The following is a 13,467-nucleotide window of genomic DNA, read 5'->3' as shown; positions in this document are numbered from 1 at the left end:
ACGAACTTTCACTTGGCCCACGGGCGAAGTGTAAGTTGGTCGCAGGTGTGGCTCGCTACGTGACGTGTTGAAGCCGCCAGGGGGGATCGGCGGGCGGGCCGCAGGGGAAGTACGACGAACTTTCACTTGGCCTGTGGGCGAAGTGCAAGTTGGTCGTAGGTGTGGCTCGCCACGGGACTTGTTGAAGCCGCGAGGGGGAAATCCGCGGGCGGGCCGCAGGGGAAGTACGACGAACTTTCACTTGGCCCGCGGACGAAGTGCACGTCTGTCGCAAGTGTGGCTCGCGACGTGACCTGTTGAAGCCGCCAGGGGGAATCCGCAGGCGGACCGCCGGGGAACTCCGACGAACTTTCACCTGGCCCACGAGCAAAGTCAAGATCTCCCGCAGGTCCGGGGGAAGGGCAGGCCTGCAGAGAGAAGGGCATCAGGTGAGATAGGGCAGGGGGTCTACGTATTCGAGGTCGGGGGATTCCGTGATGAACTGCCTGAGCAGGGGGCGATGCCCGGCGCCGACCAGCACCAGGATCCCGTCTTCGGGCTGCCGGGCCAGGTCGGCGATGTGGCTGAACATGAACAGGTTCCGTCGGTACCAGTCGGCGACCAGGCGGGCCCCGACGTACGAAGCCCCCGCCCCCACCGCGGCGATCTGCAGATAGACCCCGTGCATGGCATCGTGGTCCGGGGAGTTGAGGTAGCGCAACAGCCCCAGGACGCCGCCGTCGGCCTCGGCCCTCTCCTGCGCTTCTGCCACGCTCCTGGTCATGCGCTCAAACGCGTTCAGGAAGCCCGTCAACCCCAGCTTCCCAGCCTCGTCCAGGACGGCGCTGAAATCCAAGTCCAGCCGGTAGTCGATGCCGAAGATGCGGGAATGGCCCATCGCCGCGGCCGTGCGAAAGCCCAGCTGATCGATCTCGTTCCGGCCCAGCGTGTACCCCCCGGCACGGTACTGGTCGTAGCGCTCCTGCAGCGCGGGCGCCGCGTCAGGTGGAGCTTCCACCGCCACGTGCGTCGGGCGGTAGCGGAGCAGCCGGGCCACCACTTCCTGAATCTGCTGCTGGTACGGCTCGCTGAGCACGTCCCCGTAGCCGGTCTTGACGTAATCCAGGTTCGGGTTTTCCATGTGGAAAGTGCCCAGGACCATGACCTGTGCACGCTCCTGCACCAAGCAGCCATCCCTCCCGCAGGTGTCGAGTCAGCGCGCCGGCAGGCGGGGAGGGGGCGCAGTACCATCCCCCCCGCCCGTCCGGTCAGAAAACTCATTCGCCCATGCGCGACGATCGCCTGCTGCCCAGCGGCGCGGGCCGTGAGACACAGGACAGGGACAGGCGACATGGTCCACGGACGCTCCCCTTCGCCTGGGATCCGCTGAGCGCCCCGGGCAAGGGGGCTTTTTTCATGGATCGCCGCCTTGTGGGGTGTTGCAGCAACCCGGCAAGTTGGTTTAACCTCAAATGATGAGTTGTATCGACAAAGCAGGCGTGAAGCTTTCCTGACCGCCGGGGCGCGCGGCGATGGGTGTCCAACCACCCGTGAAGCGCGTCGCCTCTGTCTCTACTCCGGAGCCGGACATACCCTGCGGGACCAACGGAGGATACGACATGCTCACTGACCTTGTTGCGGGCTTCGGCAAACTCGTGGTCTACTACGGCCTCTGCGTGATCGGGGCGCTGGCCCTGCGCCGGTTCGTCCGGGTACCGGCGGAGGTGTTCCGCAAGACCCTGCATCTGATCCTCCTGGGTTCCCTGTTCGTTTTCCTGTACGGCTTCGGGACGTGGACGGCCTCGGCCCTCGCCGCGGTCCTGTTCGTGGCGGCAGTCTACCCGGCGCTCGCGGCCGCGGAACGGTTGCCGGGTTACTCGCAGCTGCTCACCGAGCGCAAGGCCGGTGAGATCAAGCGCAGCCTGGTCGTTGTCTTTGCCATGTACGCGACCCTGGCCGCCGTGGGCTGGGGCTGGCTCGGCGAGCGGTACCTCGTGACAGCCTCGGTGATGGCCTGGGGCCTGGGCGACGCCGCAGCCGCGCTGGTGGGCAAGCGTTTCGGGTCGCATTTTATTGAGGGAAGACTCGTGGAGGGGCGCAAGAGCGTCGAGGGGACGCTGGCCATGTTCCTGGTGTCGTTCCTGTCGGTGCTGGCCGTCCTCCTGGTCCACAGCGCCGGGAACTGGCGGGTTTCGGCGCCCATCGCCGCGGTGACGGCCGCCGTTTCCGCTGCCGTGGAACTCTGCACCCGGGACGGCATGGACACCATCACCTGCCCGTTTGCGGCGGCCGCGGTGCTGATTCCGCTGGTGCGGGCACTGGGGGTGTGAGGGGTGAAGGGGCAGAGCGGGGAGCGCACCCTCCCGTTCTCGGTCCTGCTCAGTTCTCCCGGCCCCATCGTCGTCGGGGCCGGGCTCCTGATCGGCCGTTCCTCCACCCAGTTGGCGGACTTCATCCGCCGTACGGCGGAGCTCGCGGCCATCGTGGTCTCCTGGGCCGTCTACCGCGTCCTGCGCCGCGGCGGCGAGCCGGACTCCGCGCGCCGCCGGCGGCTGGAGCGAACCGCCAACGGGTTCGTCGGCGGGGCCATGTGTCTCTCGGGCGCGGCCATGCTGGTGCTGGCGCTGTTCAGCGGCGGCGCGGAGAAGGGCAACGTCATCCCGGGGCTGGTCATCGCCGGCCTGGGCGTGACGACCAACGGCTGGTTCTGGTTCCGGTACCGCACCCTGGACCGGCGTGAGCCCAGCGCCATCCTGGCGGCGCAGAGCCGGCTCTACCGCGCGAAGACCCTGGTGGACGGCTGCGTGACAGCCGCGCTGGCCACCCTGGCCCTGGCGCCCGCCTCCCCGGCGGCGCGCTACGTCGACCTGGGCGGTTCCGCCGCGGTGGCCCTCTACATGGTGATCAGCGGCGTCCTGATCGTGCGCGGCGGATCGCGGGCGGAGCGCACGGTATAGACCGCAGCGCTTGTTGAGCGCCCGGTCGGATTCGGCGGGACGGGATTCGGCGTGATCCGGCGGGCCTCAGGGGCGGGAGGCGCCGGGCCGGGCAGGCGGGGCCACCCGGTCGGGCGAATCTGCCGCCGGGGAAAGGTAAGCCCGTGGCAGGCGGTGAATTCGATAAGGACAGCTTTCCGGGCGATGGCGCTCGCGCCGTCGGCCGTATCGGAGGTGGGCCGTGAACTACTCGGCATATGTGGAATCGGTCGGCAGCCAGCTGGCGGACAGGGGCTTCGAGGTGCAGGCCGTGCCGCCGGAGCTGCAGGGACGTCTGGCGCTGCTGGTCTCCCGGCAGGAGGAGTGGGGGAGGCTGCTGCTCGCGCTGGCCGCAGAGCTGAACCCGAGCGACCCGCAGGAGCGGGAGTCCCTGGCCCAAGCCTGCGGGGCGTGGGTGCGGGAGGCGCGCGGCGACGAGGTCTGGCACATGATCCTGCTGTTCCCCTTCGACCGTACGGTGGGCGAGGAGGAGGCGGAGGCGATCGCCGCGCTGGAGGAGCGGGACCCCGGGGAACGGTGGGGCGTGATCCCCTGGTCGGCGGATCTGGCGGTGGGGCTGCTGGACCAGCACACCGGGTTCCCTCCGGTGGATGAGGCCGTGGCCCGCATCCTCACCGATGTGCCCGAGACGCCCGAGCGGCGGTTCGTGGAGGTCCGCCCGCGGTACGAGGCCCGGCGCCCCTGGCCGGGGCTGGACCGGTTTCCCGCGACACGGCTGATCCTGGCCCTGACCGTGGCCTACTACCTCTGGACGGTGTGGATGGGCGGCGGGCTGCTGAACCTGATCAGCGGGCCGGACACCCTGTCCCTGGTGATCTGGGGCGCGAACTACAGCCTGCTCACGCTGGCCGAGCGGACGCAGCAGTGGCGGCTGGTGAGCCACCTGTTCCTCCACGGCGGCGCGATGCACCTGGCGTTCAACATGTGGGCCTTCTGGCAGGTGGGCCGTTACTGCGAGCTGATCTACGGCTCCGCGCGGATGCTGTTCATCTACTTCGTGGCCGGCGTGATCGGCGGGGTGGCCTCGGTCGCCGTGCGTCCCGGCCTGGTGATCAGCGTCGGGGCGTCGGGCGCGATCCTGGGGCTGATGGGCGCGCTGATCTACTTCGCCACCACCGTCCGCAACCGGCGCGTCGACTGGCAGGGGCTGCTGGCTCCGGTGGCCATCAACCTGCTATTCGGCTTCGTGTACGGGCGGGTGGACAACTACGCGCACATCGGCGGCCTCCTGGGCGGACTGCTGGCGGCGTTCGTGGCCGGGGTTCCGGGCGAGCGCGGCGGCTGGCGGCAGTTGGCCGCCCCGGCCCTGGGCGTGCTGGTCGGCCTGGTGGTGGCGGGCGTCCTGCCCCTGAAGCACGTGTCGACGCTGTTGCCGTAGGAGACGGACGGAGGCGCGCAGCGGTGTGAGTAAAGTTTTCGTGGGTACAACACATTTTTTCTCCTGAAATAGCAGGACGAGAGATGTGCCCTTCCAAAGTGTTGAGATTGGCCAATACCAACACGAGGAGGGTCATCTCTCGTCATGGAGCAAATTCGTGCTGCGGTGGATTTCTCCTTTCAGGAGATTGAACGTTTGGCTTGGCAACAGACACTCGACTGCTTCCGCGAGGCTTTGGTCGAGGCGCTCTCTGCGATTGACACGGCGCTGTACGAGAGCCGAGACCCGAGTCGGTATGTGTACAAGGAAATGCGGTCCCGAAGCGTCGTCACCAAGTTCGGGCCGATCACGTTCCAGCGCCGCTACTACTGGGACCGCGAGGAAGAGCGTTTCGTGTTCCTGCTGGATGAGGTGTTGGGAATAGCGAAACGGCAGCGGGTGAGTGACTCGGTAAGGGCAGATGCGGTTGAAGCGTCTGTGACAGCTGGATCGTACCGGGGTGCTGCGGCAGAGCTGGAGCGGCGGGATTGCCAGGTGTTTGTCAGCCATGAAGCGATTCGGCAGTGGAACCTGCAGACCGGAAGGGCGCTTGCAGCGGCGGAAAAACAGCAGCAGATGACGTTGGCCGGTACCCGACGTGTGCGGGTCTTGTTCATCGAGGCAGACGGGTTCTGGCCAGCTCGTCAGCGTGGCAAGAAGGCAGAAGTCCGGCTGTTTGTGATTCATGAGGGTTGGATCCAGCGAGGCCCAGGTAGTAAGGAGTACAGCCTGGTGAACCGGCGCGATTTCGTGCCCGAACCGGGCAGGGATAGCTGGGAGCAGTTGAGCGAGCTTCTGGAGAGCGAGTACGACCTAAGCGAGACCTGGGTGATCATCAACGGGGACCGGGCGTTGTGGATCCGGGAGGGCGTGACGTGGTTTCCCAAGGCGCTGTACCAGATCGATCGGTTCCACCTGAAGCGGGAGTTAAACCATGTGCTGCGCCACCGGCCCCAGCGCTTAGAGCAGGCACACGCTGCACTTGAAGCAAACGATGCTGGACGGTTGCTGGCGGTGCTGGATGAAGCGCATAAAGCCGAGACCGACACGGATCGTCGTGGGAAGATGCGCCGGCTGCTGGCCGACCTCAGGACGATGCCGGAGTCAATTCGAGATTACCGTATTCGGCTGCAAGAGCGGGGCGTCAACGTTGAGGGGTTACGCGGCGTGGGCGCCGCGGAAGGGGCGGTGGAGCGGTATTCGGCACGGCTGCGGAAGGTGGGGCGGAGCTGGTCGGAAAGTGGCCTGATGGCAATGCTGCAGGTGATGGCAGCATATTATCGCGGCGCTTTACGGGGGGCCGTACAGTACGTTGAGCGTGCGTTGGGGCTTGAATCTGTGAACGCGGCTGCGGAGAAAGTCCGCCATCGGGTTCGTGAGACCGTAGGCCGGGGAGTCGATGCTGCCCGGCATGCACGCATGCCGATCCTGAACGCCGGTCGCAACAACAGCGGAGGATACTCCAAGACGTTCAGGGGGTTTGCGGGTCTGGTGACCAGGTAAAAAACGAGAACGGTAGTCAGCGTCCGTTCAAGAACCAGATTTATACAGAACACTTTTGGAAGTGAGACGTACCCACTTTGGCTTGACAGGCCCCGCGCAGCGGCGCCTCTTGCGCGCCGGAGCAAGATTTTGGTACGATAATGCAGGTTTCGTTGGAGAGGAGGCCCGGCCCATGGTACGCATCCTGGTCATCCATGGCCCGAACCTCAACCTGCTGGGCACGCGCGAGCCCGAGGTCTACGGCTCCACCACCCTGTCAGAGATCGACGCCATGCTCTCGGAGCTAGCCGGTGAACTGGGGGTTGAGGTGGAGTCGTTTCAGTCCAACCACGAGGGCGCCATCATCGACGCCATCCACGACGCCCGGGGCCGCTTCGACGGCATCCTCCTGAACCCGGGGGCGTACACCCACTATTCCCTGGCGATTCGGGACGCCGTCGCCGCGGTGGGCCTGCCCGTGGTCGAGGTGCACCTCTCCAACATCTACCAGCGCGAGCCGTTCCGCCACCGCTCGGTCATCGCCCCGGTGGCCGCAGGCACCATCGCAGGGTTCGGAGCCGAGTCATACCGTCTCGGGCTGCGGGCCCTCGCGCACCTGCTGCAGGGCGACCGCGCACAAAGGAGGAACTGACGCATGTCCCAAGCGCGCCTGGCGCGCCTCAGGGCGCGACTCGAAGAACGGGGTCTCGACGCCGTTCTGATCGCCAAGCCCCACAACCGGGCCTACCTCAGCGGCTTCACCGGCAGCGCCGGCCTGCTGCTGATCACGGCCGACCGGGCGGCCCTGGTCACCGACTTCCGCTACGTCGAACAGGCGGCGGCGCAGGCCCCGGAGTTCGAGGTGATCAAGGCGGAGAGCGCCAACCAGGCGGTCCTGACCCGGTTGGTAGAGGAGTGGGGCGTGAAGCGGATCGGCTTCGAGGGCGATTTCCTTACGGTGGACGAACACCAGACTTACCAGCAGTTTCTGGCCGGGTGCCAGTGGACCTCGGTTTCCGGGCTGGTCGAAGAGCTGCGCATGATCAAGGACGAGACGGAGATCGCCCTGATGCGCCGGGCGGCCGAGATCGCCGACGAGGCCTTCGCCCAGATCCTGCCGCTCATCAAGCCCGGCGTTATCGAGCGGGATCTGGCCACGGAACTGGAGTACCGCATGAAGAAGCTGGGAGCGGAGGGTGTGGCGTTTGAGACCATCGTCGCCTCCGGCGCCCGCTCTTCCCTGCCCCACGGCGTGGCCAGCGACAAGGCGATCGAGGTCGGCGACCTGATCACCTTCGACTTCGGCGCCGTGTACCAGGGCTACTGTTCCGACATGACCCGCACCGTCATGCTTGGGGAACCTACGGACAAGCAGCGGGAGATCTACGGCATCGTGCTGGAGGCACAGAAGCGGGGTGTGGCGGCCTGCCGCCCCGGCATCACCGGCAGGGAGCTGGACGACGTCTGCCGGTCGTACATCGCCGAGAAGGGCTACCGCGAATACTTCGGTCACGGCACGGGACACGGCGTCGGGCGGTACATCCACGAGGGGCCGCGGGTCAGCCAGCGGGGCGGTGACGTGGTGCTCCGTCCCGGCATGGTGGTCACGGTGGAGCCGGGCATCTACCTGCCAGGCTGGGGTGGCGTCCGGATCGAGGACATGCTGCTGGTCACCGAGTCGGGGGCTGAGTCGTTCACCCACTCGCCGAAGGAGCTTCTCATTCTGTAGGATTGGTTTCTGTTCGCCCCCGGGGCGTAGAAATTCTGGCGTGAAGCGTGGAGCGGAGGGGACTGTACAGTGATTTCGGTTAACGATCTGCGGAACGGCATGACCATCGAAATGGACGGCACCGTCTACCAGGTGATCGAGTTCCTGCATGTGAAGCCCGGCAAGGGCGCCGCGTTTGTGCGGACCAAGCTGAAGAACATCCTGACGGGGGCGACCATCGAAACGACCTTCCGCGCCGGCGAGAAGGTGGAGCAGGCGAACGTGGACCGCCGGGAGTATCAGTTCCTGTATGCGGACCAGGGCGTCTGGGTCTTCATGAACAACGAGACCTTCGAGCAAATCGAGCTCACCGAGGAGCAGGTGGGCAACGCGCCCAACTTCCTGCTGGAGAACATGACGGTGCAGATCGCCAGCTGGAAGGGCCAGGTCATCGGCGTGGACCTGCCCAACACGGTGGAGCTGAAGGTCGTCGAGACGGAGCCTGGCTTCAAGGGCGACACCGCCACCGGCACCTACAAGCCCGCCAAGCTGGAGACCGGTTACGTCGTGCAGGTGCCGCTCTTCGTCAACACCGGCGACGTCATCAAGGTCGACACCCGGACGGGCGAGTATCTGTCCCGGGCCTGATCGCCATGCAATGAAAATCGGGGTGCGCAGCGCGCACCCCGATTTGTTTTCCGGTCAACCCGGGCAGACTATCGCGCGGGACTGCCCGAGGAAGGAGGAGTGCTGCCATGACCGACCTTCGTTCCCGCGTCGCGTATCTGCAGGGCCTCGCGGAGGGGCTCGCCATCGACGTCGACAGCGCGCACGGCCGCGTGCTGGCGGGCGTCCTCGACGTGCTTGGCGACATCGCCGAGGAGATCGAGGAGATCACCGAGTTCCAGGGGGACCTGGCCGAGTACGTGGACGAGATGGATGACGACCTCTCCAGCGTGGAGGACGAGGTGTACAACGAAAACGAGATCGTGTTCATCCCCGACGACGCGGACGACGTCACCGTGCTGACCTGCTCCCGCTGCGGCGAACCCATCGGCGCCCAGGCCGGGGAGGTGGACGACGAGGACCTGGAGGTCACCTGCCCGGTCTGCGGCTGTACCATGGAGGCCGACGAGGTCGACGACTGAGGCGCCAACCGATCACGCGGGGCCGCTGCCCGGACCGGAGCCCGGGCGGGCGGCCCCGCCGCGCGGACGGCAGTCCTCATAATGGGGGACAGGCCCGCATAGCATCTCTCAGCAGGAGGGGGGGACGAGCGGTGGTGCCGGAGGAGTTCGAGAGGGAGATCCTGGCCCATGTCGCCCCGCGCCTCGCGGACCTGCTGCGCAGGGCCGTCCCGCTCTTGCCCGCGCCGCCGGAGGAGATCCGCATCCGCCAGGGGCGGCCGCTGCACCTGGTCTACCCCGGCGGCGACGCCTTCGTGACCCCTGACGGCCGGCTGACGGCCGATCCCGCCCGGGCGGTCCGTCCGGACGGCGACGACCTGCAGCGCACCTTCCAGCTCATGGCCAAGGGGTCGGTCTACGCCTGGGAGGAGGAGGTGCGGGGCGGTTTCCTGACCCTGGAAGGGGGCCACCGGGTCGGCCTCTGCGGGCGGGCGGTGACTGAGGCGTGCCGCATCCGCACGCTGAAGCAGGTGGCCAGTCTGAACGTCCGCATCGCCCGGGAGGTGCCCGGGGCCGCCGACGGCCTGCTGCCCCACCTGGTGCGGGGCGGACGCTTTCTCTCGACGCTGTTGGTCTCACCGCCCCAGGCCGGCAAGACGACCCTGCTCCGGGACCTGGTGCGCCAGCTCTCCACCGGCGTGCCGCGCCTGGGGCTTCGGGGGCTCAAGGTGGGGCTGGTGGACGAGCGGTCGGAGGTCGCCGGATGCGTGTGCGGCGTTCCCCAGCGGGACGTGGGGCCCCGCACCGACGTGCTGGACGGCTGCCCCAAGGCCGAGGGGTTGATGCTCATGATCCGGGCCCTCTCGCCGCAGGTGGTCGCCGCCGACGAGATCGGCCGGCCGGAGGATGCGGTGGCGGTGATGGAGGCCCTGCACGCCGGGGTTGCCGTCCTGGCCACGGCGCACGGGGCGGGCCTGTCGGACGTGCGCCGCCGGCCGGCCCTGGCGGAACTGCTCAGGGCGGGCGCTTTCGAGCGGGCGGTGGTCCTCGGCCGCAGCCGCGGGCCCGGCACCGTGGAGGCGGTCCTGGACCTGGCGCGGGAGGTGGTGGCATGACGCTGAAGCTGCTCGGCGCGGCCCTCACCGTGCTGGCGCCGTCGTGGATCGGCTTCCAGATCGCCGCCCGGTATGCCCGCCGGCCGGCGGAGCTCCGGGGCTTTCAGAACGGCCTGGCGGTGCTGGTCACCGAGGTGGAGTACGGCGCCACCCCGATGCCGGACGCCCTGCGCAGCGCGGCCAGGGCGTCGGGGCCGGTGGCCGGGGCGGTCCTGGCGGACGCCGCGGATCGGCTGGAGGGCGGCGGGGGCATTACCCCCGGGGAGGCGCTGGCTGCGGCCCTGGAGGAGCGGCGGGGGGCGACCTGCCTGACGCCGGCGGACCAGGAGATCCTGGCCGCCCTGGTCCCCGTGCTGGGGGCGTCGGACCGCCGGGACCAGGTGCGCCACCTGCGGCTGGCCCTGGAAAGGCTGGCCGCGGCGGAGGCCGAGGCGACGGACGAGCGGCGGCGGTACGAGAAGATGTACCGGTACGTCGGGGTTCTTTCGGGCCTGGCCCTGGTGCTGATTCTGATCTAGGTGGAGGGTGAGCCGGGTGGACGTGCAGCTCTTGTTCCGCATCGCCGGGGTCGGCATCATCGTGGCGGTCATGGCCACCGTGCTGAAACAGGCCGGCAAGGACGAGCAGGGCCAGATGGTGACGCTGGTGGGCGTGCTGGTGGTGCTCATGATGGTGGTGACGCTGCTCGGCAGGTTCTTCAACTTGGTGAAGGCCACCTTCGGCATGTACTGACGGACAGGGCGGGTGCCCGCGGACGGGGGGAAGGGCCCGTGGAGATCGTGCAGATCGTCGGTCTCGGCCTGCTGGCGGGCATGCTGATCAGCGTGCTCCGGCAGCACCGGCCGGAGCTGGCCATGCAGCTTTCGATCGCAGCCGGCGTCATGCTCTTTGCGCTGATGATGGCCAAGGTGCTCCGGGTGGTGGAGGTGATCCAGTCCCTGGCCGCCCGGGCGTCGCTGGAACAGGCGCACATCGACACGGTCCTGAAGATTATCGGGATCGCGTACATCACCGACTTCGGCGCCCAGGTGCTGTCGGATGCGGGGGAGAAGGCCGTCGCCACCAAGGTGGAGATGGCGGGCAAAATCATCATCATGCTGCTGGCGGTGCCGATCATCCTCGGGGTGCTCGACGCCATCCTGAACTTGCTGGGGTAGGGGTGCGGAGCGTGAAGCGCACGTGGTGGTGGGTCCTGCTCCTGCTCGCAGTGGCGCTGACGGCCCTCCCGGCGTCAGCCGAGGGGCCGGCGGCGCCCGGCGGGCTGCTGTGGGAGCAGGCGGCGGCGCTGGACACGAGCGCCATCGAACGCTTCCTGGACGAGGTGAACCGGACCTGGGAAGGATACGGGCCCCAGATCACCCTCGGCGACTTCCTGCGGCTGTCCAGCGGCGAGGACTCCCCGTCTCTGTCGGCCGGGGCCATCCTCCAGGGGCTGCTCCGGTACCTGGTCCGCGAGGTGCTGGCCAACGCCGACCTGCTCATGAAGCTGGTGGTGCTCGCGATCACCGCGGCCGTGCTGGGGCAGATGCAGTCCGCGATGGGCGCGGACGCCGCCGGCTCCGTCGCCTACTGGGTCATCTACCTGGTGCTGGTGGGGCTGGCGATCACCGGGTTCGGCCTGGCCGTCGGCGCCGCCCGCCAGGTGATGGAGAGCCTGAATGCGTTCATGCTGGCCGTGCTCCCGACCCTGCTCACCGTGCTCATCGCCCTGGGCGGGGCCGCCACGGCGGCGATCTTCCAGCCGCTGATGGTGACCATGCTCAACGTGACGAGCACCGTCATGGTGAACGTGGTCTTTCCCCTGGCCTTCCTGGCGGCGGTGCTGGACATCGTCTCGGGGCTGCATGAGAAGTACCGGCTCTCCAACCTGGCCCATCTGCTGCGCCAGGGCGCCACGGTGACCCTGGGCGCGACCGGGACGGTCTTCCTGGGCACCGTGGCGGTCAAGGGCGCTGCGGGGGCGGTGGCCGACGGCCTCTCGGTGAAGGCGGCCAAGTTTGTCACGGGGTCGTTCGTCCCCGTCATCGGCAAGACCCTGGCGGACGCCACCGACCTGATCGTCGGCTCCTCGCTGCTGCTGAAGAACGCGCTGGGCATGCTCGGGGCCACGGCCATCTTCTTCATCGTCGCCTTTCCCCTGCTGAAGATCCTGAGCATCTCCTGGGTCTACCAGGTGGCCGGAGCCCTGGTCCAGCCCGCCGGGGCCGGCGAGATCGCCCGGATGCTGACCACCATGGCCAAGTCGCTGTACATGCTCTTCGCGGCGGTGGGCATGGTCGCCCTGATGTTCTTCATCTCGGTGGTGGTCATCGTGGGTTCGGCCAACGTGGCCGTGATGGTGAGGTGAGGCCATGGCCGCGCTGACGGAGTGGGTGCGGGGCCTGGTGGTGCTGGTGGTGCTGGCCTCGCTTCTGGAGATGCTCCTGCCCATGGGCGGGATGAAGCGCTTCGTACGGCTGGCCATGGGGCTGGTGATCATGCTGGGAATCGTGCGGCCGATCCTGGGCCTCTTGGGCGGACAGGTCGCCGTCGACCCGGAGCCCTGGTTGGAGCCCACGACCTCGTTGCCCAGCGTGTCCGAGATTGCCCGGCAGGCCGAGCGCTTCCAGGCGCGCACGCAAGCCTTGCTGCTGGAGGAGCTGCAGGACCGGATCCGGCGCGCGGCCGAGGAGGCGGCCCGTTCGGTGGAGGGGGTGGCCGAGGCGGCCGCGGCGGTGGAGCTGGCCGGTGGGCCCCGGCTGGAGACCGTGAGCCTCGAGCGGGTGACGGTGACCGTGGTGCTCGGTTCCCGCTTCGGCCAGGTGCGCCCCGTGGCGCCGGTCCGGATCGGCGGGGAGGAGCAGGCGGCCGGAGGCGGGGCGGGCACCCGGGCACGGGCGCCGACGCCCGCGGAGACGCCCCTGGCGGAAACGGTTCGGCGGCAGGTGGCCGAACAGCTGGGTCTGACCGACGCAAGCCAGGTGACCGTTTGGATCGAGAGCGTGGACGCGGCGGGGAGGTAGTGGCATGGGTGAGCGGAAGGCGCCGGGGAACGGCCCCGGCAGCCCGTGGAGCTGGCTGGGGCTCGGGCTCTCGAAGGAGCAGGCGAAGCTGGTGCCCTTGATCGCGGTGCTGCTGTTCATCGGCATCCTGATGCTCCAGTCGGACGAGCTGTTCGGGATCGACGCGGACAGCCCGCCCCTGGATCCCGCCCCCGGGGCCTCGCTGGTGGGGCCGGTGGGCGCCGAGGATGAGCTGACCCGCCTGGAGCGGCAGAAGGCCGCGGAGTTGGAGGAGATGCTGGGGCAGATCGAGGGGGCGGGCCGGGTGAGGGTCATGGTCACCCTGGCGGCCGGGCCGGCGATCCAGGTGGTGAAGAACACCACGGTGGACCAGTCCACCACCACGGAGGAGGCGGCGGACAGCTCCACCCGCCGGATCGAATCCATCAACACCCGGGAGGATCACGTGTTCACCCGGAGCGGTTCTTCCGAGCAGCCCGTGATCGCCCAGACCAGCGCGCCGGAGATCGCCGGGGTGCTGATCGTGGCCGAGGGCGCCCGGGACGTGCGCATCCGGGCGCGGCTCCTGGACGCGGCCATGGTGGCCCTCAACGTTCCCGCCAACCGGATTCAGGTGGTGCCCGCAGATGGGAGGTAGCGCG

Annotated in this window: 16 protein-coding genes; 15 read left to right on the top strand and 1 reads right to left on the bottom strand. The window is 68.3% G+C overall.

Going from position 1 to position 13,467, the window contains the following annotated elements:
* Positions 1-424 precede the first annotated feature (424 nt).
* Positions 425-1,162, bottom strand: a complete 738-nt coding sequence (locus STH_RS09405) for a DUF5694 domain-containing protein (RefSeq protein WP_242654613.1) — start codon at positions 1,160-1,162, stop codon at positions 425-427.
* A 436-nt stretch (positions 1,163-1,598) separates the two neighbouring features.
* Between STH_RS09405 and STH_RS09400 the strand changes: the two genes are divergently transcribed.
* The 15 genes from STH_RS09400 to spoIIIAG all read left to right on the top strand — a co-directional run bounded on the left by STH_RS09400 (position 1,599) and on the right by spoIIIAG (position 13,463).
* A complete protein-coding gene (locus STH_RS09400; protein WP_043713855.1) occupies positions 1,599-2,309 on the top strand; it encodes a diacylglycerol/polyprenol kinase family protein in 711 nt (236 codons plus the stop codon).
* A gap of 3 nt (positions 2,310-2,312) precedes the next feature.
* Complete coding sequence (locus tag STH_RS09395; RefSeq protein WP_011195996.1) at positions 2,313-2,936, top strand: cation transporter; 624 nt, start codon at positions 2,313-2,315, stop codon at positions 2,934-2,936.
* A gap of 220 nt (positions 2,937-3,156) precedes the next feature.
* Positions 3,157-4,353, top strand: a complete 1,197-nt coding sequence (locus STH_RS09390; RefSeq protein ID WP_011195995.1) for a rhomboid family intramembrane serine protease — start codon at positions 3,157-3,159, stop codon at positions 4,351-4,353.
* Positions 4,354-4,497: 144 nt separating this feature from the next.
* Complete coding sequence (locus STH_RS09385) at positions 4,498-5,895, top strand: ISLre2-like element ISSyth3 family transposase (RefSeq protein WP_011195728.1); 1,398 nt, start codon at positions 4,498-4,500, stop codon at positions 5,893-5,895.
* Positions 5,896-6,067: 172 nt separating this feature from the next.
* Positions 6,068-6,526, top strand: coding sequence for a type II 3-dehydroquinate dehydratase (aroQ, locus tag STH_RS09380; RefSeq protein WP_011195994.1), 459 nt, complete (start codon positions 6,068-6,070; stop codon positions 6,524-6,526).
* Between the two features lie 3 nt (positions 6,527-6,529).
* Positions 6,530-7,603 carry a M24 family metallopeptidase gene (locus STH_RS09375; protein ID WP_011195993.1) on the top strand — a complete coding sequence of 358 codons (1,074 nt, stop codon included), beginning with the start codon at positions 6,530-6,532 and terminating at the stop codon, positions 7,601-7,603.
* Between the two features lie 69 nt (positions 7,604-7,672).
* A complete protein-coding gene (efp, locus tag STH_RS09370; protein WP_011195992.1) occupies positions 7,673-8,230 on the top strand; it encodes an elongation factor P in 558 nt (185 codons plus the stop codon).
* Positions 8,231-8,337: 107 nt separating this feature from the next.
* Positions 8,338-8,730: a CD1247 N-terminal domain-containing protein gene (locus STH_RS09365; protein WP_043715478.1), complete on the top strand. Its 393-nt coding sequence runs from the start codon at positions 8,338-8,340 to the stop codon at positions 8,728-8,730.
* A gap of 134 nt (positions 8,731-8,864) precedes the next feature.
* Positions 8,865-9,824 carry a stage III sporulation protein AA gene (gene spoIIIAA / locus STH_RS18805; RefSeq protein ID WP_420834790.1) on the top strand — a complete coding sequence of 320 codons (960 nt, stop codon included), beginning with the start codon at positions 8,865-8,867 and terminating at the stop codon, positions 9,822-9,824.
* Positions 9,821-10,342, top strand: coding sequence for a stage III sporulation protein SpoIIIAB (gene spoIIIAB / locus STH_RS18800; RefSeq protein ID WP_011195989.1), 522 nt, complete (start codon positions 9,821-9,823; stop codon positions 10,340-10,342). Before spoIIIAA ends, spoIIIAB begins: the two co-directional genes overlap by 4 nt.
* A 7-nt stretch (positions 10,343-10,349) precedes the next feature.
* Positions 10,350-10,556 (top strand): stage III sporulation protein AC, encoded by a 207-nt coding sequence (gene spoIIIAC, locus STH_RS09350; protein ID WP_011195988.1) that lies wholly within the window; start codon positions 10,350-10,352, stop codon positions 10,554-10,556.
* A 38-nt stretch (positions 10,557-10,594) separates the two neighbouring features.
* A complete protein-coding gene (gene spoIIIAD, locus STH_RS09345; RefSeq protein WP_011195987.1) occupies positions 10,595-10,981 on the top strand; it encodes a stage III sporulation protein AD in 387 nt (128 codons plus the stop codon).
* A gap of 11 nt (positions 10,982-10,992) precedes the next feature.
* Positions 10,993-12,171: a stage III sporulation protein AE gene (gene spoIIIAE, locus STH_RS09340; protein ID WP_043713853.1), complete on the top strand. Its 1,179-nt coding sequence runs from the start codon at positions 10,993-10,995 to the stop codon at positions 12,169-12,171.
* Between the two features lie 4 nt (positions 12,172-12,175).
* Positions 12,176-12,826: a stage III sporulation protein AF gene (spoIIIAF, locus tag STH_RS09335; RefSeq protein ID WP_011195985.1), complete on the top strand. Its 651-nt coding sequence runs from the start codon at positions 12,176-12,178 to the stop codon at positions 12,824-12,826.
* Positions 12,827-12,830: 4 nt separating this feature from the next.
* Positions 12,831-13,463 carry a stage III sporulation protein AG gene (gene spoIIIAG / locus STH_RS17225; RefSeq protein ID WP_011195984.1) on the top strand — a complete coding sequence of 211 codons (633 nt, stop codon included), beginning with the start codon at positions 12,831-12,833 and terminating at the stop codon, positions 13,461-13,463.
* The last annotated feature ends 4 nt before the right edge of the window (positions 13,464-13,467 follow it).

It is taken from the genome of Symbiobacterium thermophilum IAM 14863 (assembly GCF_000009905.1).
Lineage (GTDB): Bacteria > Bacillota > Sulfobacillia > Symbiobacteriales > Symbiobacteriaceae > Symbiobacterium > Symbiobacterium thermophilum.
This window is presented reverse-complemented; position numbering and strand designations above follow the sequence as displayed.